The sequence below is a fragment of the Secundilactobacillus kimchicus JCM 15530 genome, from assembly GCF_001433995.1.
In the GTDB taxonomy this organism is placed as follows: domain Bacteria; phylum Bacillota; class Bacilli; order Lactobacillales; family Lactobacillaceae; genus Secundilactobacillus; species Secundilactobacillus kimchicus.
Genome location: NZ_AZCX01000001.1, coordinates 112,309 through 133,330 on the forward strand (window position 1 = coordinate 112,309; position 21,022 = coordinate 133,330).

The following is a 21,022-nucleotide window of genomic DNA, read 5'->3' on the forward strand; positions in this document are numbered from 1 at the left end:
GGGGAAGGCTATGGCAGAAAAGTTGCTTAATAAGTATGAAAACGGTGAAGAAATGGACTTGATGGCGTTATTAAAAAACGTTGATATTCGAGTCGCCAAAAACGGCAAAAAATACTTAAATTTGACGTTTGAAGATTCTTCTGGCGAAATTACTGGTAAGTTTTGGGATGCAAGTGACGAAGATGCGGAGCGCTTTCAGGCAGGACGGGTAGTTCGCTTGGCTGGGAAACGTGAGTTGTATCAGGGCAACCCCCAAGTTAAGATTACGGGGTTGCGTTTAGCAAATGCCGAAGAACCGCATGACCCCGGTGACTTTACGATGCATGCGCCCATGAAAGCGGCAGCGATGGAAGAGGAAATCAGTCAGGTCATTTTTGAAATTACCAACCAAGTTTGGAACCGGATCGTTCGCCAATTGCTGGCAAAGCACCGAACGGCGTTTTTCTCTTACCCGGCTGCTAAACGCAACCACCATGCGTTTGAGGGCGGACTAGCGTATCATACTGTATCCATTCTAAGATTAGCGCATAGTGTCGTGGCGCAGTATCCCACACTTAATGCGCCTTTGTTGTACGCTGGCGCTATTTTGCATGATTTGGGCAAGGTGACCGAGTTGTCTGGACCAGTGTCGACGCAGTATACGGTTGAAGGTAACTTGCTGGGGCACATTAGCATTGTTGATGGCGAAATCGTGACCGCCGCTAATGACCTAAAGTTTGATCTGGGTGACGAAGACGTGGTCCTTTTGCGGCATATGATTTTAGCTCACCATGGGTTGCTTGAATATGGATCACCGGTGCGGCCCAGAGTTTTAGAGGCTGAAGTGTTACACCAACTCGATGAAATGGACGCTTCCATTATGATGATGACGGATGCATTGGATAAAACCACGCCAGGGGCGTTTGGAGAACGGCTTTTTGCAATGGATGGTCGCTCATTTTATCGGCCAACATTTGAAACGGACGATGAGGATGATGACCAGCACCCTGAGGACGGGGCAAACCAAACGACGTTAAATTTGTAGTGCAACTTGGATACCGACTAGTGTAAGTTCGCTGGTCCAGAACCATCAAAAAAGCCGAGTAACTTGATTTTTTCAAGTTACTCGGCTTTTTTATGATTGTTTGGATTACTTTGAGCTTGAGCTCTTTGAACTGCTTGTCGTCAAGTAGTCAGCCAAAACGTTTTGGAGTTGGCTATCCTTGATTGAAACGTTCCCTTTTTTGAGCACTTTTGAAACGACGCTCTTCAACGTATCAGCATCGTTCATGCGGCTGTCAACAATCTGGTCTTCAAGGTCGGTCTTGTGTTGCTTAACCGTTCCTTTACCAGGATTGTTATCCATTTTGATGATGTGGTAACCGTATTGCGTCTTCACTGGGTCCTTGGTGTATTCGCCAGTCTTAAGCTTAAATGCGGCACTCTTGAAATCATCGTCCAACGTGGTATCGGTGTTATCAAAGGCGTCCAACTTACCACCCTTGTTCTTAGTAGCCGTATCAGTTGAGTACTTCTTAGCAAGTGAGGCAAAGCTCTTGCCAGCTTTCAATTGCTTGATAACATCTTGTGCCGTTGACTTCTTAGCAACAAGAATGTGAGAAACTGTTACCTTAGGTTCAAAGCTCTTGAATTGCTTGTCAAGATCCTTTTGTGTGATGGTCGTGTACTTCTTAACAGCTTGCTTCAAAAGCAAGTTGCTCTTGATTTGCTCCTTAAGTTGCGAAGCAGTCATCCCACTCTGCTGAAGGACAGAGTTAAATGATGACCCATATTGTTTCTTGTAAGAACTGAATTCCTTGTTAACGTCAGAATCAGACACTTTATCACCAAATTGCTTGTCCAAAACTTTGTTAAGAATCATTTGTTGCAAGACTTGCTTACCACTAGAGGTATTCTTCAAACTGTCATAAAAGGCACTTTCAGTAATTTTTCCTCCTGAGGTTGTTGCAACCGTTTTGCTACCACAGGCTGCCAGCGTGAAACTAAGTAAAATACCGGCAAGCGCTACGAGCCACTTTTTCATCCTGATAACACATCCATTTCTATAAGATTATCTACCCCATAACGAGGCGTTCCCAATAACTATACCATAACTGAATCACAAAATTCAGAGGTTGAATGAACTTAATAAAAAATGAAATTTGTTATTCTTTTTGTTCACTTTTATTCAAGGTCGTCTCCATGTGCTGTGCTATCGACTCAATTTGGGCCAATCGGTGCTGAAGTTTGAATTGGAATTTCTCAACGTCTTGATTGATTGCAGTTATTGTCGGCGCCGCGTCTTTAAGTGTCGTTTGAAGCCGTTCTGCGTTTTGTTTAACGGCTTGGCTCGCTTGATTAAAGCGGTCATACTGGACTTTCTTGAGCTTGATCTCGGCGGCTTTTTCCTGAGCAAACGCCCAAGGCGTCTGACGTTTTTCAACGAGGTGGGCTGCCAATAAAGCCCCAGCTGCCATCAGACTTGAAATCAGTAATCGCTTCATGAAATCACTCCTAAGTGAGTTAGTTGAATTGCGCTTGAATCTGGGCCTGAATGGCGGCGTATTTAGCGTCATCATAGTTGGCAGAATTATCTTTGAACAGCATTTTGAAGTCGTCTTGATCAGTGTAACGAGGCACAAGGTGGAAATGGGAATGAAAGACCGATTGGTAGGCAACTTCGCCGTTATTATTGACAATGTTCATCCCATTAATTGCGGGATTTGCATCACGAACGGCACGGGCAATCATCGGAATTTTGGCAAAAACAGTGGCTGCCAAATCTGCATCGTAAGCGAAAATATCAGGGACGTGGGTTTTGGGAATGACCAAAGTGTGACCTGGCGTGCCTTGGGAGATATCCAAAAAGGCCTTAACGTCGTCGTCTTCGTAAACGGTATAACTGGGAATTTCGCCCTTGATAATTTTACAAAAGATACAGTCATCATCATAGTCGTGAGTCATAAGCGGTTCCTCCTTAAAGTTGTTTCTAAAGTTATCTTAAATTATACACGGAAACGGCGTGAGTTTCATTGCATTCCGACTGCCGGTCTGTAAAATAGGGTATACTGTATTGAAAAGACAAACTAGTAGAAACGAAGGGATATTGATGACGCTCAAAGTCACAAAAGTCGTCGGTGGTTACTCACAAATTCCAGTATTAAAAGAAGTGACTTTTGATATTAAAAACGGTGAATTAGTGGGGCTTATTGGTCTTAATGGGGCCGGAAAGTCAACGACGATTAACCACATTATTGGGCTCTTAACGCCGTTTAAGGGGCAAATCGAGATCAATGGGGTCACCCTTGCCAAGGATCATGATGCCTATAAAAAACAAATTGCCTACATTCCTGAAACTCCGATTTTATATCAGGAGTTAACACTTCAGGAACACTTAGAAATGACGATGATGGCTTACGATCTTGAACCTAATCAGGCTTGGGAAAAAGCCCACCGATTGTTGAAAATGTTTCGTTTGGATAATAAACTTGATTGGTTCCCAGATAATTTTTCTAAAGGGATGAAGCAAAAAGTCATGATTGTCTGTGCCTTTATCACGGATGCCCCATTGTTTATCATTGATGAGCCATTCTTAGGTCTCGACCCAATTGCGGTGCACGACTTACTAGACTTAATTGAGGAGCAAAAGCACCGCGGCGCAAGCGTTTTGATGTCGACGCACGTTTTGGATACAGCAGAAAAATACTGTGATCGGTTTGTACTTCTTCACGATGGTCAGGTTAAAACGGAGGGAAGCTTACCCGAATTGCGGGCAGCCTTACCTGACGCTGGCGAATCCCTAGATGATATTTACATGTCGATGACGAAGGCGGCGCAACAATGACAGGTTTATTTAACACCCGACTCAAACGACATCTTAAGGAGATGTTTAAGTATCTCCGATTGGTCTTTAATGACCACTTTGTATTTGCTTTGTTAATTATGCTCGGCGGATTAGGACTCGCGTATTCAAACGCTCTAAAGACGCTTCCTAGATTGCCTTGGTGGGGAGCGCCAACTGTCATCGTTGTTTTGATTGCCATCTTACAACTGGGGAGCCTGGCCACTTTTCTCAAGGATGCGGACGTTGTTTTCTTAATGGCTAAGGAAGGTGGCATGACGGACTATTTGCGTTACGCCAAGCGGTATAGTTTGGGCTTGAGTGCCGTTGTCCAAGTTCTTGGGGTGTTTGTTCTCCTGCCATTTATTCAAGTGACTGTCGGTCTATCAGGGGTCGCGATTTTAGTCCTAACGGTTACCCAATTATTACTTAAAGATAGCTGGCTTGAAATTGATCGATTAGCAAAGTTCCGGGGCTTTCCGGGTTGGCAAACAAATCGCTTTGTATGGCGGTTAGTGATTCCGACCATTATTCTTATTAGTGGGCTTTACGGCACAGAATGGTTGGCGCTAGTCCTGGCAGTGTTGCAGGCAGGATTACTACGCGTTCAAGGTCGTCATACCCGAACTCAACCACTGAATTGGTGGGCTGCAATTAAAACTGAAAATAATCGAATGATGCGGATTTACCGGTTCTTTAATCTGTTTACGACGGTGCCAATGTTAAAGGGTGAAGTTAAGCGGCGGCGATACTTGGACTTTTTGTTGACCCGGATTAAAAAGACCCACTCAAACGCTTATTTGTATTTGTATAGCCGCGGTTTGATTCGGAGCGGTGAATTCAGCGGGTTGTATTTTCGGTTAACCTTGATTGGGATGGTGCTATTGTATTTCGTTCATGGCACCTGGCTTCCAATAGCATTAGCGGCTTTGTTTATCTATTTGATTGGGTTTCAACTTATCCCGTTTTACTGGCAGTTTGACGACATTGTCTTTACCCATCTTTACCCCATTGATGATCGCCAAAAAGCAGCCAGTTTTAAGAAAATTTTGGCCACTTTATTAACGGTGACAAGTGGGTTAATGCTGATTGTTGTGGCCGTCGTTAATTTTAACTGGTCGGTGATTGCTATTACGGCAATCGTTGAAGCCATCGAGGTTATCGGGATTTCAGGTTATTACTTGCCACTTCGATTGCGCAAAAATCGTTAGTTGACTCGCATTCAATAGTTTCATAAAATGTTTCATTGATGAGAGAAGCGAAAACGGCAGGCTTTTTGACTGAGTCAAGAAGACCGCCGTTTTACGTCTTTAAGGAGGAATAAATTAATGAGAGTCCGAAAAAAGCCTTGGGCAGAAGGCTACATCAAGACCCACAGTGACTTAATTACGACCAATCCGGCTGAGCACCTTGGCCACTGGCAGGAGCGGTTTGCGACCGTCCAACCGCTTCAAATTGAAATTGGAATCGGGAAGGGCCAATTCATTGTTGAAATGGCCCGGCAACACCCTGAAATCAATTTTCTGGGGATCGAAATTCAGGAATCCGTTATTGCCGTCGCGTTACGGAAACTAGTTGAGAGTGGTTTGAATAACGTCCAGCTTGTTGAAACGGATGGCGCTAATGTTGATACTTTATTTGCGCCGGGTGAAGTTGATCAACTTTTCTTGAACTTTTCAGATCCTTGGCCAAAAACGCGGCATGCCAAGCGTCGCCTAACAGCACCAGGATTTTTGGGCCACTATGCGAACGTTTTAAAGCCGGCGGGCAAAATTCAATTTAAAACGGACAACCGTGGATTATTTGAATATTCGCTAGCCAGCTTTAACAACACGGGACTTATTTTTGATGAAGTCTGGTTAGACTTACACCACAGCGACGGTAACGTCGGAAATGTCCAGACGGAATACGAAGAAAAATTTAGCCAAAAGGGACCAATTTATGAACTTATTGCGCACTTTCCGCAGAGCTAAGGGCAATCTTTAAGCTGTTGTTTTTGACCTGAAGGTTGTATAATGTGTACTATTAAAAAGTAAGTAAGGAGTGGTCGAAGTGGAAGCATTACCTAAAATGACGATCGATGAATTAAAGGACAGAATTAAGGATGGTAAGTACATGCTGTTTTTCTCGGCCACTTGGTGCCCAGATTGCGCATTTATTAAGCCGGCCATGCCTGAAATTGAAGCCGAATACCCAGACTATCAATTTCTAGCCGTTGATCGTGACGAAAATACGGACTTGGCAGTTGACCTGTTTGTCCTTGGCATTCCGAGTTTTATTGCGTTTGATCAAGGGAAAGAAATCGGTCGGTTCGTTAACAAGGACCGGAAAACAAAAAAACAAGTTGAAGACTTTATCGATGCCCTTTAGAATGGATAAGGCAAAGTTACAGGCTCGTCAAATTTGTTTTGAAAGGGATTCCGCATGTTAATTTCTAGTTACAATAAAAAAGCGCTGGGTGATGTTTTAATTGTCATCTGTGCGCCAGATGTTGAGCAGCAGGCTTCAGAGACACGGGGTAGCGTGACTCGAATTTTCGATGTTGCGACCGGTGAAACATTAGGCTACAACTTTGATCAAGTCTCAAAAACGTTGGGTGACTTGTCGGTGGCCGGTCAAATTGTTTTGACGACCGATCAGGTTGGGCAACTTAATGACGTTCTGTCGGCAGCTGGATTTACGCCTGATTTAATGCCGGATACGCGATCCAAGTTTGTGGTGGGGTATGTCAAAAAGATGACGCCGCACCCAGATTCCGATCATCTTACTGTGACAACGACTGTTGTCGAGGAGGGCAAAGAGCTACAAATCGTCAGCGGGTCGCCCAACATGCAGGCTGGTATTAAAGTCGTTGTCGCCGAAGTTGGGGCCATGATGCCGGACGGGCTGATTATTTGGCCCGGTAAATTGCGCGGTGTGGAGAGTAATGGTATGATTTCATCAGGACGAGAATTACGGATTCCAAACGCGCCTAACCGGCCTGGGGCGTTGATTTTGCCTGATGATTACGAAGTGGGTCAACCCTTTGATTTTGAACGGGCCAAAACGCTTTTTAGTTAAATTTGGTAAGAATTACAAAAAAGGCTTTAGGGCCTTTTTATTTTTGGGTAAAATAGGAGTTGGACGTTTTTTCGGATTTATGAATTAGATATTATTTGAATGGATGAGTGATATGAAACACTATGATGGCCCTGCCTTCTTTCGGAGGTATTCCAACCCTGATCAAAAAGCACCACGTCAGGCTAGATCTCAAAAGCCTCGAACCCGACGGTCAACACCCGCGGATAGTCAGTCGTTAGAGCCAATCCGACGACAACCAGTTCAAATTAAGGAAGCAACAACCGGTAAAGCTTCAATCCCACTGGAAAGTGTTGGTAATCCGGTGAAATGGGAAAGCAATGCACCGTTTCGCTTAACCACGGTACCTAAGCAGTTACCAAGACGCCAACGGGTCCAGCCAAGGGTTGATTTTGAAAAGTTAAAACAACAGTTTGAAAAACCAGACGAGCAAGTCTTGGTGTTTTCGACCGACCAGCAGGGAACGCCGACGTTATATGATCAGTTACCGCCGGCCACGGCTAAGTTTGGGCTGTCTGAGACCTCTGAGACGGTCGCCACACCTTCGATGGCGACAGAGGTTGCGTCAGAATCAGCGACGGCTAACCCGGTTGCTCAATCAACCGCCCCAAAGGCCAGTCAGTCAAAACTTGATGATCGTGAAATTGCAGCTAAGAAACAGGCCGCCATTGATCGGTTAAAGGCGCGGGCGTTAGCTAAGCATGCCAAAAAGACTGCTCAACGCAGCGACCATGTCACTAATCCGATTGATGAAAGTCAAACCCGAGAAGCTAATGAACACCAACCGTCAGAATCGGCTACGATGACCTCTAACCAACCAAATGAAGCAATCGTTGTGCCGGCCGTGAGTCAGGCACCCGTGTCTCAAAATGCCGCGACGCCGACAGAGAATTTGACACCAGTTGAGCCGGTTGATGCGCCAGCCGTTGAATCAGTTCAGATGTCTCAGCCAACTACTCCGTCCAGAAGCGCTGTTTCGCACGGTTTGGGGCATTCGCTGGGCGATATTTTGAATGAAGAACAAAACAGCACCAAACAGAGCGATTTGGCACTTTTTCAAGATAAGCCGTTAGCGCCTAAGCCAGTTGTGTCTGGCGTTAACGTGGCAGGCTACCAATATCCAGATCCTAGTTTGTTGAACCCACCTGTGCACCAAGACGAAAGCGCAATGGACGAGTGGATCGAACACCAGGGTGAGGTTTTGGATGAAACGCTCCAGGCCTTTCACGTTGATGCGCACGTCGTGGATTGGACGGTTGGGCCAACTGTCACCCAGTTCCAAGTTAGCCTAGCGCTGGGAGTGAAGGTCAATAAAATCACTAACCTGACGGATGACTTGAAGCTTGCTTTAGCTGCCAAGGACATCCGAATTGAGGCCCCAATTCCGGGACGAACGACGGTTGGAATTGAAATTCCAAACTTAAAAACGCGCCCCGTTATGCTCTCAGAAGTTGTGCAATCTGAAGCCTTTAAAAACAGTGCTTCACCGCTGACGGTCGCATTAGGGGTTGATTTATTTGGTCAGCCACAAGTCACGGATTTGCGGAAAATGCCACATGGTTTGATTGCCGGGGCGACGGGGTCGGGAAAGTCTGTGTTTATTAACAGCCTCCTGTTATCGTTGCTTTATAAGGCGACGCCGGCCGAACTGCAATTGATCCTGATTGATCCAAAAGCCGTCGAGCTTGCACCATACGATGGGTTGCCGCACTTGTTATCGCCGGTGATCTCAGATCCAAAGGCGGCTGCTGCAGCGTTAAAATGGGCGGTTAACGAAATGGATGAACGCTACGAACGACTGGCCGCTGGTGGCGTTCGCAATATCGAGCAGTTTAACGACCGCGCTGAATTAACGGAGTCCTATGGGTTAAAGATGCCATACATTGTCATTGTGATTGATGAATTGGCGGACTTGATGATGACAGCTTCCAGTGAAGTTCAAGATTACATTGTCAGAATCACCCAAAAGGCGCGAGCAGCGGGGATTCATTTGCTGGTGGCTACGCAACGACCAAGCGTCGATATTGTAACCGGGGTCATCAAAAATAACATTCCAACCCGGGTCGCTTTTATGGTGTCATCTCAAATCGATTCACGAACGATCCTAGATTCTGCTGGGGCCGAGCGGCTGCTAGGGAAGGGCGATATGTTGTACCTTGGAAACGGTGCCGCCCAAGCCATGCGGTTGCAAGGGACGTTTGTGGAAGATGAGGTTGACCGAGTGACTGATTTTGTTAGAACCCAGGGCGAACCGCACTATGCATTTGACCCAGATGGACTATTGAAAACGGAGCAGGTCGCTCAAAACCAAGATGAGTTGATGCCTGAAGTGCTCGACTACATTGTTAATGAAAGTACGGTTTCAACATCAAAACTACAACGGGTCTTTTCGATTGGGTACAACCGTGCCGCCAATCTGATTGATACACTTGAAAGCAAAACGTACATTTCAGGACAAAATGGGTCCAAGCCGCGCGACGTCTTTTTAACGCCTAAACAGCTGGCTGAAATGCGGGCACCTCGGACTGACTAGCTAAATTAGCCTGGCTTTGTGCTACAATAAAAAAGGATATAAATAATAAATTAACTGTCACTTTATGGTGATCGATGAGAAAGAGGATTTCAATGGATAAGGATACGACGTACTACTTTATTGGCATCAAAGGATCAGGCATGAGTTCGCTGGCTCTGATCTTACACGATAAGGGGATGAAGGTTGAAGGATCAGACATCACTCAGTACACGTTTACCCAGCGCGGCCTTGAGCAAGCTGGGATTACGGTTCATCCATTTGATCCAGAAAATATTAAAGCCGGCCAGACCATTATTGCGGGTAACTCATTTACGGATGATCATCCAGAAATTAAAAAGGCCCATGAGTTGGGCTTGCCGTTTTACCGCTACCATGAATTTCTCGGGGAACTGATTAAGGGCTACACCAGTATTGGGGTAGCAGGGGCGCATGGGAAAACCAGTACGACAGGCCTGCTATCCCACGTTTTGTCGGGCATCGCGCCGACTAGTTACCTAATTGGTGATGGAACGGGGAAGGGGACCCCTAATGCCCGTTTCTTTGTCTACGAAGCGGATGAATATCGTCGGCATTTTTTAGCAACCAGCCCAGATTATGCCATTATGACCAATATTGACTTTGATCACCCGGACTATTATCACGATATCGATGACGTCACGACCGCGTTTGAAACATTTGCGAGTCAGGTTAAAAAAGGGATTTTTGCCTGGGGTGATGATGTGCATTTGCGCCATTTAAAAACTGACGTGCCGATCTACTATTATGGGACCGGTGAAGAAGATGACTTCCAAGCCAAAAACATCAAGCGAACCACTAAGGGGTCACAGTTTGACGTCTATTACCGAGAAGAATATCTGGGGAACTACCACGTTCCGCTGTTTGGTAAGCACAATGTGTTGAACAGCCTTGCCGTCATTGCAGTGGCCTACTTTGAAGACGTGGATTTGGACGAAATTAAAAAAGAACTCGAGACTTTTAAAGGGGTTAAGCGCCGGTTTGCAGAACGGAAAATGGCGGATATGACCATCATTGATGACTACGCCCACCACCCATCAGAAATTCGCGCAACGTTGGATGCCGCCCGTCAGAAGTACCCAGATAAACAAGTGATTGCGGTCTTTCAACCGCACACGTTCTCACGTGTGATTGCGTTGATGGGTGATATTGCAGAAGCCCTTGATAATGCCGATAAAGTGTACCTGACTGACATTTTTAGTTCCGCTCGTGAGCAGAATGGTCAGGTCAGCAGTGAGGATTTAGCCGCCAAAATTAGTAAGGGTGGCGAGATTCTAACCGTGGAGAACATGTCACCACTGTTGGATTACCATGATGCCGTCGTGGTCTTCATGGGGGCTGGGGACATCCAAAAGTATGAGCATGCCTACGAAGACCTTTTGAGTCATCTTTCCTTAAAAGATAATTAAGATGTCAGAGGATAAGCAGCTTTAATTGCTTTTTCTAATTGTTTTGATAGACTGTCATTAACCTGAAAAACAGGCGTTCGAAAATTTGGAGGGACCTAAATGAACAATTTTGAACAACAACCACGACGTGTGGTAAACGACGTCTCTGGATTAAATGGCTTTTTAACCCGGATGTATGGTTGGATGGCTTTGGCCGTGTTAGTTTCGGCCCTTTCAGCCTTCTATGTCTTGACGCAGCCAAGCCTCCAACAAGTCTTCTTGGGTGGCTCGCGATTATTACCATTAATCGTGTGGTTCGTTATTCCAATCGTCATTAATTTTCAAGCAATTAAACGGCCGACCCTGAGTTTTATCCTGCTAATGGCTTACGCGGCTTTAACGGGTGGCATCTTCTCGATGTACGCCATGATTTACAGCGGCGCAACGATCACTTCGGCATTTGTTTCAAGTGCTTCAGTGTTTGTTGTCATGGCCCTTTTTGGGACCTTCACCAAACGAGATTTGACCGGGGTTGGCAACCAAGCAATCGCTGCTTTAATTGCGTTAGTCATTGCGATGCTGATCAATCTCTTTTTACAAAGCCAGTTAATTGCCTATGTGTTTAGTTTCATCGGGATTATTATTTTTACAGCACTGACGGCGTCCGACAGTCAGAAAATGAAAACATTATACAACCAATCAGGTGGTCAAGTTTCTGTGACCGGTTTGGCCGTTATTGGGGCCATGCAGCTCTACCTTGATTTCGTTAACCTTTTTGTTTTCTTTCTACAGATCTTTGGCGGCTTTGGTAACCGGGACTAAGGATTTATTAAAACGACTTTCTTATTGAAAGTCGTTTTTTATTCGGCTCAAGATTTGTTAAACTGGGAGTAACGATTTCAGGAAAAAGGGGTTCACCATGGCAGAAAAACGATTATTATTAATAGACGGAAACAGTGTGGCCTTTCGGGCATTTTACGCACTTTACAATTCGCTCAATCGATTTACCAATCCGGACGGGCTGCACACCAATGCCATATACGGATTTAACACAATGCTGGATACCATGCTCAAAGAAGTTAATCCTACCCATGCGTTAGTTGCGTTTGACGCGGGGAAAACCACGTTTCGGACGGAAAAATACGGTGATTATAAGGGCGGCCGCGCCAAGACACCGCCGGAACTGTCAGAACAAATGCCCTTTTTGCGCGATCTTTTAGCAGCCCGCGGGCTTAGGACGTATGAGCTGGCCAACTTTGAGGCGGATGACATTATTGGGACGATGGCTAAAATGGCCGATCAGCAGGACTGGGCAACAACAATTTTTACTGGTGATCGAGACTTAACCCAATTAACGAGTGATTACACTAATGTTGCCGTATCACGGAAAGGAGTCAGCGACGTTGAGACGTATACGCCGGCTCACGTTGAGGAAAAACTGGGCGTTAAACCCAGCCAAATTATTGAAATTAAAGGACTTCAAGGCGACACTTCAGATAATTACCCTGGCGTTACTGGTATTGGGCCCAAGACGGCGGTTTCGCTGATTCAAAAGTATGGCACCATTGACGGGGTTTATGAGAATTTAGCGACGATTACGGCTAAAAAAATGAAAGAACACCTCATTGAAGATAAGGATCAGGCGTTTCGAGCTCGCGACTTAGCCACTATTCGGCGTGATGCACCCGTCGATTTATCGTTAGATGACCTAACCTTTAATGGGATGAATCGTGACGACCTCGTGGCGTTTTACCAAAAAATGAACTTTCAGTCGTTTCTTAAAAAAATGAGCAGTGAGGACGGTGGCGATATGTTACAGCTTGACCCCGTCGACTGTACGGTGCTGACAGCCGATAATCTGTCGCAACTTGAGGGATTAACGGGTGAAGTTAGCTTTTACTTGGAGATGCCTGAAGCCAACTATCATACGTCACCATTTGCCGGCTTTGTCATTGGGCAAAAAGGGCACTGGTTTGTCTCTCGTGACGTTTCACTACTCTCTCAAGCACCGCTAAAGGCGATTCTTGAGGGGCAAGAAATTAAGAAAAACGTTTTCGATGCTAAGCGAACCTACGTTGGCCTCAACCGCTTGGGCGTACAGTTGAACAACGTGGACTTTGATCTTTTATTGGCGTCCTACCTGCTCGATACCAATGAAAATAGTAATGATTTGGGGGCCCTAGCGGCTCAGCATGGTGATCATCAAGTCCAAAGTGACGAAGAAGTGTATGGAAAAGGTGCAAAACGGGCAATCCCAAGTGATGACCAACTGTTATTTGACCATTTAACACGCAAAGGCATTGCAATCGAAACGCTGGCAGCCCCGCTTTTCAAACAGTTAGAAGAAAACGAACAGTCCAATCTTTACCGTGACTTGGAGCTACCGATTGCCAATGTATTAGCGCACATGGAAATTGCCGGTATTAAAGTGGACGTTGACCGATTATCGAATATGCAAAGTCAGTTCACAGAATTATTGGCCCAGATTGAACAAACCATTTATCAAGAAGCGGGCACTGAGTTTAACATTGGGTCACCTAAACAGCTGAGTGACATTTTATTTGGGACGATGGGCTTGACCCCAATTAAAAAGACCAAAACGGGGTACTCAACTTCGGTGGACGTTTTAGAAAAATTAGCTGCTGAAGCACCGATTGTTGAAAATATCTTGCGCTATCGTCAGATTTCAAAAATTCAGTCGACTTATGTGGAAGGACTTTTAAAAGTGGTTCACACCAAGGACCAAAAGGTGCATACCCGTTATCTCCAAACGTTAACGCAAACCGGTCGATTATCGTCTGTTGATCCAAATTTACAAAATATTCCGATTCGGACTGAGGAAGGTCGCCGTATTCGACAGGCGTTTGTTCCAAGTCATGAGGGTTGGCAGATCTTTTCATCCGATTATTCCCAGATTGAACTCCGGGTTTTGGCTCATATTACCCATGATCATAACCTTCAAGAAGCGTTTATCGAAGGGGAAGATATTCACGCTAGCACGGCGCGTCGGATTTTCCGAATGGACCCAGACGACGTTGTGACGCCGAATATCCGGCGTCAGGCCAAAGCTGTTAACTTTGGGATTGTTTACGGAATCAGCGACTATGGCCTGTCTCAAAACATTGGGATTTCGAGAAAACAGGCTAGACAGTTCATTGATACGTATTTTGAGGAATTCCCTGGCGTTAAACAATATATGGACGACATCGTGAAGAGTGCCCATGATAAGGGCTATGTTGAAACGATTGCTCATCGGCGCCGATACCTTCCTGACATTAATTCGCGAAACTTTAATCAGCGTTCGTTTGCTGAACGGACGGCGATGAATACGCCGATTCAGGGAAGTGCTGCTGATATTATTAAAATTGCGATGATTAAGATGGCAGATGCCATTAAAGACTTGCAGGCTAACATGCTGTTGCAGGTTCATGATGAACTGATTTTTGAAGCACCAGCAGCCGAGATTGCACAACTAGAAAAACTCGTGCCAAGTGTGATGGATTCGGCTGTTAAGCTGGAAATTCCTCTTAAGGTTGAAAGCCATTTTGGTGATACTTGGTACGACGCAAAATAAAACGGACGGGGGAGAGAAAATGCCTGAACTACCAGAGGTTGAAACGGTTCGGCGAGGCCTGACTCGGTTGGTTGGTGGGGCCACTATTCAATCAGTGACGGTTTTGTATCCCAAAATGGTGTCGCCGGAAGCAGCCACGTTTGTGGCCGATTTGACAGGCAAGACCATTGAAAAAATTGACCGGCGTGGGAAGTACTTACTGTTCCGGTTTAATGGTGATCTCACGATGGTGTCCCACCTTCGGATGGAGGGAAAGTACGATGTTCAGCCCGCAGGCTCACCGGTAACTAAGCATACTCACGTGGTTTTTACCCTGACGGATGGGCGGGAGCTTCGGTACACGGATACGCGAAAATTTGGTCGCATGCGGTTAATGGCCACCGGCAAGGAGACTACCTTGCCGGGCTTGGCAACCATGGGACCCGAACCTACGGAAGCAACGTTGACGTTTGACTATATGAAACAACGGTTTCAAAAGAGTAAAAAGGCTATCAAGCCGTTTTTGCTCGATCAAAGCAATATTGCGGGTTTGGGCAACATTTACGTTGATGAAACGTTGTGGATGTCGCGAATTCATCCGTTACAAGAAGTGAATACACTGCCTGACTTTCAGATTCGTCAGCTTCGAGAAAATATTATTAAAGAATTGAATATGGCCATTTTGGGCCATGGAACCACGGTCCACTCATTTTCAACGGCTTTTGGTGAAGCTGGCGAATTTCAAAATCACCTCCGGGTATACGGTCGGAAGGGCCTGGCCTGTCAGCGGTGCGGGACGCCGATTGAGAAAACAAAGGTGGCCCAGCGGGGAACCGCATTTTGTCCAGCTTGCCAGAAGTACCACAAACACGTGAAGCAAACCATGATTTTAGGGTTAACCGGGGGAATTGCAACCGGAAAGTCAACGGTGAGCGCAGTTTTTCGGGAATTTGATATCCCGGTGATTGATGCGGATGCCATCGCCCATTCGGTGCTAGCGCCTGGAAGCGATGGTGTTGATCAGGTGTGGGAAGCCTTTGGAGACCGTGTTTTTGAAGCGGGGAAACTTAATCGAAAAGCGCTTGGCCACATTGTTTTCAACGATGCTGATGAATTGAAGCGGCTGACCGATATTACTGGACCGTTAATCAGCGCGGCCATTAAGGCGGCGGTCTCAACGTATCGGCGAAAGCACGCAAACCTGGTTGTCTTGGACGCCCCAACGTTATTTGAGGCCGGGTATGCCGCTAAGACGAACGAAATTATGGTGGTTAAAATATCCGCAGCTCAACAGTTACAGAGGTTAATGGCCCGAGACGACTTGTCTGAGGATCAGGCTGAAAGTCGGATCAAAAGTCAGTTGCCATTGCAAAATAAGATCGAAAAAGCAGATGTGGTCATTGATAATTCGGGTTCTGTTGAAACGACTCGGGTTCAAGTGGTAGAATGGTTGGATAAAATGGGATTTATCAAGACACCTGCCGAAGATTCGGCTGGGTAAAAAGTGAGGCTAAAATATGCAATGTCCGCACTGCCACCACAATGGCTCTCGGGTCGTTGACAGTCGTCCAACTGATGAGGGACGAGTCATTAGGCGACGTCGAGAATGTGAGAACTGTGGCTTTCGGTTCACGACATTTGAACGAATCGAAGTGACCCCGTTACTCGTTATTAAAAAGAACGGGACGCGTGAGGAGTTTAATCGAGAAAAAATTCTGCGCGGGATTATTCGTTCTGCTGAAAAGCGACCCGTCGGGATGACAGTTATGACTAAAATCGTCGATGAAGTCGAAAACGAAATTCGGTCACTGGGTGAAAATGAAGTGTCAAGTCAGCTCATTGGGGAGTACGTGATGAAACGGCTCGCTGATATTGATGAGATTTCCTATATTCGATTTGCCAGTGTTTATCGGCAATTTAAAGATATGAGTGTGTTTTTAGAAGAATTACAAGATGTTATGAAAAAGGATAAAAAGTCATCAACGAACAAACAAGACTAAAGTGAGGCAAAAAGCATGGTGGAGGGTTCCAACCAAATGACACCTAAAACGACGGTTGCGGTGACTAGCCAGTCACGGTTAACCGAGTCGGACCGATTGGTTTTGGATCGGCTATATCAACCCATTTTGGGCGTTAGCGCGTATAGTTTGGTGACGAGCCTTTGGCGGGAAATTGAATTTCAACCGCACCAACGCATCGAGGTCCCACATTACCATTTTTTGCAGATTCTCAACATTGACCTGCCAACCTTTGAGACGGCTCGAAAGCGATTAGAGGCGGTCGGCTTGTTGCGCTCCTTTCACCGCCGAGATCAGGTACTACCTGAGTGGTTGTACCAGTTAGAACTACCGGTCAATAGCAGTCTCTTTTTTAGCGACAACTTATTGAGCTTGTTGTTACTTGAAATCGTTGGTGAACAGCAGTTTAAGGCCTTAGCCCTCGCTTTTCGTCCAGAACCCGTGGATCATACGGGATTTCAAGAAACAACTGACCAATTTTTAAACGTCTTTAAAGTGGACAACCGGTTAATTGCCACACCACCAGCAGTTATTCAAGAAGTTCAAAACAGCATGGGTGACGTTGAGACTAGTCGTGCGCCAGCAACCGTCACGCCCGATCATGATGGCTTTGATTTCGACTTATTAACTGCCATCTTACAGCGATCGTACGTTGAAGCGGCTGACTTGAGTCACCACCGCGACCTGATTTTAAACGAGGTGGCGCTGTATGGATTAACTGAAACGGAAATGGCGAGCTATATCACGGACGCAACCAGTCTAACCACGAATAAAGTGGACACTCGGCAGCTAAAACTAAAAATTGCTGCGGACCATCGATCTGCTCCAAGGTCTCAAGCAACGCCAGTCTCGACAACCCAGAGTGCAAAGGCTGATACGGTGACCGGTCTAAGTCAACCCGAAAAGTCGCTGGTTAGTCTGGCTAACCGACTATCACCAATGGATTTCTTAACGGCGATTCGAACTGAACAGCACGGCTTTGTTGCGGCAAATGAACAGCGGATTGTTGAACGGTTAGACGCTCAGAAAGTGTTTGGCCATCCAGTCTTAAACATTTTAGTGTTTTATCTGTTAAATGATATGGGAAAGGCAACCCTGACGCAAAGTTTGGCCGATACGGTTGCGAACGGTTGGGCCCAGGCTGGTGTGACGACAGCAGCTGAAGCCATCCGTGAGATTCACCGGTATCGAGCTAAGCAAAACAGTCCGAAAAAGACACCGCGGCGCAGTGCATCTTCTAATCGGCGAACAGTTAAGGAAACGCTGCCAGAGTGGGCTAAGGACGATTATCAGCCAACAAACGGTACTGGTTCGAAACTATCTGATGAGCAACGCGCTAAGATGGCCGAACAGCTCAAGCGGTTAAACGCAAAGAACGGAGGCGACGTTGACAATGGAAAACATTAGTGAGTCAATGCAGCGTTGGATGGACAAAAAGCACTTGAACGATAACTACCAAAAGTTGATGGCTCAGGTTTATAACGACCCGGACGTTCGCGAATTTTTGGAACAGCATCAAGCGGACCTTTCAGAAGAAACCATCGACAGATCATCTGCTAAACTCTACGAGTACGTCAATGCACGGGATCGCCTTGCAGCGGGAAAAACCGTTTTTGCCCCAGGGTACCAGCCGGCTTTGATCATCAATGACCACTTGATAGATGTGACCTATTCGCCGACGGCCGAACAGCAAGAAAAAATGCGGTCTCAAACGGTTCGCCAACGCGTGAATGCGGTAATGATGCCGAAGATGATTCGAGAAGCTAATTTTGACAACTTCGCACGTGATGATCAACGATTAGCTGCATTAGCCGCCGCTGCTGACTTTACCGAGTCCTATGAATCTAATCCTAAGGGGTTTCATAAGGGCCTGTACCTGTACGGTAGTTTTGGAGTTGGGAAGACCTATTTACTTGGTGCTATTGCGAATCATTTAGCGGCCAATGGGTTCAAGACAACCCTTGTCCATTTTCCAAGTTTCGCGGTCGATATGAAAAATGCCATTGGGGATAATCGCGTGGCTGAGAAGTTGGATACGGTTAAAAAGGCGCCCGTTTTAATGCTGGACGATATTGGAGCCGATTCAATGTCGGCTTGGGTTCGGGATGAAGTGCTTGGCGTTATTTTGGAATACCGAATGCAGTCGGAATTACCGACCTTTTTCTCATCAAATTTTTCAATGAACCAATTGGAAACAGAACATTTACAAATAACACAACGGGGCGATGAAGAACCGCTTAAAGCGAAGCGGTTGATGCAACGAATCCGTTTTTTGGCTTCAGAAATTGCAATGGTGGGCAAAAATCGGCGGCTGGATTAACTTGACGGATTTTTCCTAGAGTGGTTTAATGGGTTTTGTAATCATAATTTAAGACTTTAAATGCGTGAAAGACACGATGATTCGGCGCTTTCTAAGAGAGATCAGCCTTGTTCTGTAAGCTGATTGTCAGCCATGACTCATTACCACTTTCTATCAATGCGCGATGGAAATATTGCGCCGGTCTGACCGTTATCAGTTTTGAGGTTTGGTTCGCTGTTTGAATCAGACGAATTTCGGGTGGAACCGCGCAATTAACGTCCCGGCATGCTTAGGCATGTCGGGATTTTTTTGTGGTCACACATTTAAACGATTATCCAAAGGAGTAGGAAAATGGCAGAAATTTCATTACAATTTCCAGATGGTAACAAGAAACAATTTGATGCAGTGGCAACTGCAAAAGACGTTGCCCGATCCATTGCCATTAGTTTGGCAAAAAAGGCGGTTGCTGGGAAACTTGATGGTCAATTAGTTGACTTAAACGCGCCATTGAAGCATGACGGTGCCATCGAAATCGTGACAGCTGATGGTGAAGATGGGTTAACGGTATTACGGCAAACCGTTGCTATTTTGGTTAAGGCCGCATTAAAAGAAACGTTCCCAGAAATTCAATTTGGTCCTGAAAAGGGCGATGCTGACGGCTTTTACGTTGACACGGATAAGTCTGATGGCCAAGTTAGTGTGGATGACCTCGCCGCAGTTAGCGACCGAGTTTCCGCCATGATCAGTCAAAAGGCTGAGATTAGCTTAGAACAATTAAATCAAGCTGATGCTGCCAAAGCGGTTGCCGGCAACCCCTACGAAGCCAAAATGGTGGCAGACAGCGAGGCTACGGTCTTTAATTTCTACACGGTTAATGGTATCCGGGTCTTGAGTGAAGGCGTCAGCTTCGACAACGCTGGAGCTGTGAAATTCTTCAAGTTATTGTCTGTTGCTGGAGCCTACTTTGAAGGTAAGTCATCCAATCCAATGTTACAACGTATTTACGGGACGGCCTTTTACAAGCAAGCTGATTTAGATGCTGATTTGCAAGCTCGTCAAGAAGCCCGCGAACGTGATCACCGGGTAATTGGGAACGATCTGGACCTCTTCTTCGTTGACCCTAAGGTTGGGGCTGGGCTACCTTATTGGATGCCAAACGGGGCCACAATTCGGCGAACTATTGAACGGTACGTCATTGATAAGGAAGTCGGCGACGGCTATAAGCACGTTTATACACCAGTTCTCGCTAACCTTAACCTTTACAAGACGTCCGGTCACTGGGAGCATTATCGTGAAGATATGTTCCCACCAATGGACATGGGCGACGGCGAAATGCTTGAGTTACGGCCAATGAACTGTCCAAGCCACATTCAAATTTACAACCACCATATTCGATCATACCGTGAATTACCGCTTCGGATTGCTGAGCTTGGTATGATGCACCGTTACGAAAAATCTGGTGCCTTATCTGGACTACAACGGGTTCGGGAAATGACGTTGAATGACGGCCATACTTTTGTGACCCTTGACCAAGTTCAAGAAGAATTCAAGAAGATCTTGACGCTGATCATGGACGTTTACAAGGATTTCAACATCACCGACTACAGTTTCCGGTTATCTTATCGTGATCCTGAAAACACTGAAAAGTACTTTGACGATGACGAAATGTGGAATCGTAGCCAGTCAATGTTGAAGGGGGCCATGGATGATCTGGGATTGGACTACTACGAAGCTGAAGGCGAAGCCGCTTTCTACGGTCCTAAGTTAGACATTCAAACGAAGACGGCCCTCGGTAACGATGAAACGATGTCAACAATCCAACTTGATTTCATGTTGCCCGACCGATTTGATTTGAACTACGTTGGGGCCGACGGTGAAGACCACCGGCCAGTGATGATTCACCGTGGGATCGTGGGAACGATGGAACGGTTCATCGCCTACCTGACTGAAATTTACAAGGGGGCATTTCCAACTTGGTTAGCGCCTAAGCAAGTTACAATTATTCCAGTGAGTGATGACAAATATGGTGACTACGCAGAAAGCCTGCGGAAGGAAATGGCTGCTGCTGGAATTCGCGTAGAGGTTGATCACCGTGGCGAAAAAATGAATTACTTGATTCGTGATGCCCAAACTCACAAGATTCCATACACGTTGGTTGTTGGGGAACATGAAATGGCTGACAAGTCGGTCAGCGTTCGAAAGTACGGTGAACAACAAAGTGAAACGATGGCCGCTTCAGCCTTTGTTGATGAGATCCTGAAAGATATCGCCAATTACAGTCGCGAAGATTAAAAAAGGGTCGACAAATGACTCAATCT

18 protein-coding genes and 1 pseudogene are annotated in these 21,022 nt (G+C 46.0%); 16 read left to right on the forward strand and 3 right to left on the reverse strand.

The annotated features are described in order from the left end of the window. Positions 1 to 10 precede the first annotated feature (10 nt). The gene (locus tag FC96_RS00605; RefSeq protein WP_056941625.1) at positions 11 to 1,024 is read left to right on the forward strand and encodes a 3'-5' exoribonuclease YhaM family protein; all 1,014 of its coding nucleotides are present in this window, start codon (positions 11 to 13) and stop codon (positions 1,022 to 1,024) included. A gap of 105 nt (positions 1,025 to 1,129) precedes the next feature. Here FC96_RS00605 and FC96_RS00610 read toward each other — a convergent pair whose 3' ends face one another. From FC96_RS00610 to FC96_RS00620, 3 genes are all read right to left on the reverse strand, one after another. Next, positions 1,130 to 2,023: a peptidylprolyl isomerase PrsA gene (locus FC96_RS00610; RefSeq protein ID WP_056941626.1), complete on the reverse strand. Its 894-nt coding sequence runs from the start codon at positions 2,021 to 2,023 to the stop codon at positions 1,130 to 1,132. Positions 2,024 to 2,144: 121 nt separating this feature from the next. After that, entirely contained in the window at positions 2,145 to 2,483 is a 339-nt protein-coding gene (locus FC96_RS00615; protein ID WP_054660430.1) for a hypothetical protein, read from the reverse strand. Positions 2,484 to 2,502: 19 nt separating this feature from the next. After that, positions 2,503 to 2,943 carry an HIT family protein gene (locus FC96_RS00620; RefSeq protein WP_054660432.1) on the reverse strand — a complete coding sequence of 147 codons (441 nt, stop codon included), beginning with the start codon at positions 2,941 to 2,943 and terminating at the stop codon, positions 2,503 to 2,505. 145 nt (positions 2,944 to 3,088) lie between these two features. On the opposite strand from FC96_RS00620, the gene FC96_RS00625 reads away from it, so the two are divergent. The 15 genes and pseudogenes from FC96_RS00625 (at position 3,089) to thrS (ending at position 20,996) form a co-directional block, all read left to right on the forward strand. Next, the gene (locus FC96_RS00625; RefSeq protein WP_056941627.1) at positions 3,089 to 3,823 is read left to right on the forward strand and encodes an ABC transporter ATP-binding protein; all 735 of its coding nucleotides are present in this window, start codon (positions 3,089 to 3,091) and stop codon (positions 3,821 to 3,823) included. Continuing rightward, positions 3,820 to 5,031 carry an ABC transporter permease gene (locus FC96_RS00630; RefSeq protein ID WP_056941628.1) on the forward strand — a complete coding sequence of 404 codons (1,212 nt, stop codon included), beginning with the start codon at positions 3,820 to 3,822 and terminating at the stop codon, positions 5,029 to 5,031. The genes FC96_RS00625 and FC96_RS00630 overlap by 4 nt, the downstream gene beginning before the upstream one ends. A 117-nt stretch (positions 5,032 to 5,148) precedes the next feature. Then, on the forward strand, positions 5,149 to 5,793 hold the full coding sequence (gene trmB / locus FC96_RS00635; protein WP_056941629.1) for a tRNA (guanosine(46)-N7)-methyltransferase TrmB: 645 nt from the start codon (positions 5,149 to 5,151) through the stop codon (positions 5,791 to 5,793). Positions 5,794 to 5,872: 79 nt separating this feature from the next. Next, positions 5,873 to 6,190 carry a thioredoxin family protein gene (locus FC96_RS00640; RefSeq protein ID WP_056941630.1) on the forward strand — a complete coding sequence of 106 codons (318 nt, stop codon included), beginning with the start codon at positions 5,873 to 5,875 and terminating at the stop codon, positions 6,188 to 6,190. 54 nt (positions 6,191 to 6,244) lie between these two features. Beyond that, a complete protein-coding gene (ytpR, locus tag FC96_RS00645) occupies positions 6,245 to 6,880 on the forward strand; it encodes a YtpR family tRNA-binding protein (RefSeq protein WP_056941631.1) in 636 nt (211 codons plus the stop codon). Positions 6,881 to 6,992: 112 nt separating this feature from the next. Next, a complete protein-coding gene (locus FC96_RS00650) occupies positions 6,993 to 9,431 on the forward strand; it encodes a DNA translocase FtsK (RefSeq protein WP_054660436.1) in 2,439 nt (812 codons plus the stop codon). Positions 9,432 to 9,523: 92 nt separating this feature from the next. Next, entirely contained in the window at positions 9,524 to 10,855 is a 1,332-nt protein-coding gene (gene murC, locus FC96_RS00655; protein WP_056941632.1) for a UDP-N-acetylmuramate--L-alanine ligase, read from the forward strand. A gap of 99 nt (positions 10,856 to 10,954) precedes the next feature. Further along, positions 10,955 to 11,656 carry a Bax inhibitor-1/YccA family protein gene (locus FC96_RS00660; RefSeq protein ID WP_056941633.1) on the forward strand — a complete coding sequence of 234 codons (702 nt, stop codon included), beginning with the start codon at positions 10,955 to 10,957 and terminating at the stop codon, positions 11,654 to 11,656. Between the two features lie 97 nt (positions 11,657 to 11,753). Then, positions 11,754 to 14,408: a DNA polymerase I gene (polA, locus tag FC96_RS00665; RefSeq protein WP_056941634.1), complete on the forward strand. Its 2,655-nt coding sequence runs from the start codon at positions 11,754 to 11,756 to the stop codon at positions 14,406 to 14,408. Between the two features lie 19 nt (positions 14,409 to 14,427). Further along, a pseudogene (mutM, locus tag FC96_RS13145) lies at positions 14,428 to 15,246 on the forward strand (DNA-formamidopyrimidine glycosylase); the annotation flags it as partial. 24 nt (positions 15,247 to 15,270) lie between these two features. Next, positions 15,271 to 15,888, forward strand: a complete 618-nt coding sequence (gene coaE / locus FC96_RS13150; RefSeq protein WP_235804702.1) for a dephospho-CoA kinase — start codon at positions 15,271 to 15,273, stop codon at positions 15,886 to 15,888. Positions 15,889 to 15,904: 16 nt separating this feature from the next. Beyond that, entirely contained in the window at positions 15,905 to 16,387 is a 483-nt protein-coding gene (gene nrdR / locus FC96_RS00675) for a transcriptional regulator NrdR (RefSeq protein ID WP_056941635.1), read from the forward strand. Between the two features lie 36 nt (positions 16,388 to 16,423). Continuing rightward, positions 16,424 to 17,812, forward strand: coding sequence for a replication initiation and membrane attachment family protein (locus FC96_RS00680; RefSeq protein ID WP_056941636.1), 1,389 nt, complete (start codon positions 16,424 to 16,426; stop codon positions 17,810 to 17,812). After that, positions 17,799 to 18,725, forward strand: a complete 927-nt coding sequence (gene dnaI / locus FC96_RS00685; RefSeq protein ID WP_056941637.1) for a primosomal protein DnaI — start codon at positions 17,799 to 17,801, stop codon at positions 18,723 to 18,725. Before FC96_RS00680 ends, dnaI begins: the two co-directional genes overlap by 14 nt. Positions 18,726 to 19,055: 330 nt before the next feature. Further along, entirely contained in the window at positions 19,056 to 20,996 is a 1,941-nt protein-coding gene (gene thrS, locus FC96_RS00690; protein ID WP_056941638.1) for a threonine--tRNA ligase, read from the forward strand. The last annotated feature ends 26 nt before the right edge of the window (positions 20,997 to 21,022 follow it).

Bases quoted from the DNA above. Each gene is read 5' to 3' on its own strand.
- FC96_RS00605 (WP_056941625.1), top strand. From the start codon at position 11: ATGGCAGAAAAGTTGCTTAATAAGTATGAAAACGGTGAAGAAATGGAC.
- FC96_RS00610 (WP_056941626.1), bottom strand. From the start codon at position 2,023: ATGAAAAAGTGGCTCGTAGCGCTTGCCGGTATTTTACTTAGTTTCACG.
- FC96_RS00615 (WP_054660430.1), bottom strand. From the start codon at position 2,483: ATGAAGCGATTACTGATTTCAAGTCTGATGGCAGCTGGGGCTTTATTG.
- FC96_RS00620 (WP_054660432.1), bottom strand. From the start codon at position 2,943: ATGACTCACGACTATGATGATGACTGTATCTTTTGTAAAATTATCAAG.
- FC96_RS00625 (WP_056941627.1), top strand. From the start codon at position 3,089: ATGACGCTCAAAGTCACAAAAGTCGTCGGTGGTTACTCACAAATTCCA.
- FC96_RS00630 (WP_056941628.1), top strand. From the start codon at position 3,820: ATGACAGGTTTATTTAACACCCGACTCAAACGACATCTTAAGGAGATG.
- trmB (WP_056941629.1), top strand. From the start codon at position 5,149: ATGAGAGTCCGAAAAAAGCCTTGGGCAGAAGGCTACATCAAGACCCAC.
- ytpR (WP_056941631.1), top strand. From the start codon at position 6,245: ATGTTAATTTCTAGTTACAATAAAAAAGCGCTGGGTGATGTTTTAATT.
- FC96_RS00650 (WP_054660436.1), top strand. From the start codon at position 6,993: ATGAAACACTATGATGGCCCTGCCTTCTTTCGGAGGTATTCCAACCCT.
- murC (WP_056941632.1), top strand. From the start codon at position 9,524: ATGGATAAGGATACGACGTACTACTTTATTGGCATCAAAGGATCAGGC.
- FC96_RS00660 (WP_056941633.1), top strand. From the start codon at position 10,955: ATGAACAATTTTGAACAACAACCACGACGTGTGGTAAACGACGTCTCT.
- polA (WP_056941634.1), top strand. From the start codon at position 11,754: ATGGCAGAAAAACGATTATTATTAATAGACGGAAACAGTGTGGCCTTT.
- coaE (WP_235804702.1), top strand. From the start codon at position 15,271: ATGATTTTAGGGTTAACCGGGGGAATTGCAACCGGAAAGTCAACGGTG.
- nrdR (WP_056941635.1), top strand. From the start codon at position 15,905: ATGCAATGTCCGCACTGCCACCACAATGGCTCTCGGGTCGTTGACAGT.
- FC96_RS00680 (WP_056941636.1), top strand. From the start codon at position 16,424: ATGACACCTAAAACGACGGTTGCGGTGACTAGCCAGTCACGGTTAACC.
- dnaI (WP_056941637.1), top strand. From the start codon at position 17,799: ATGGAAAACATTAGTGAGTCAATGCAGCGTTGGATGGACAAAAAGCAC.
- thrS (WP_056941638.1), top strand. From the start codon at position 19,056: ATGGCAGAAATTTCATTACAATTTCCAGATGGTAACAAGAAACAATTT.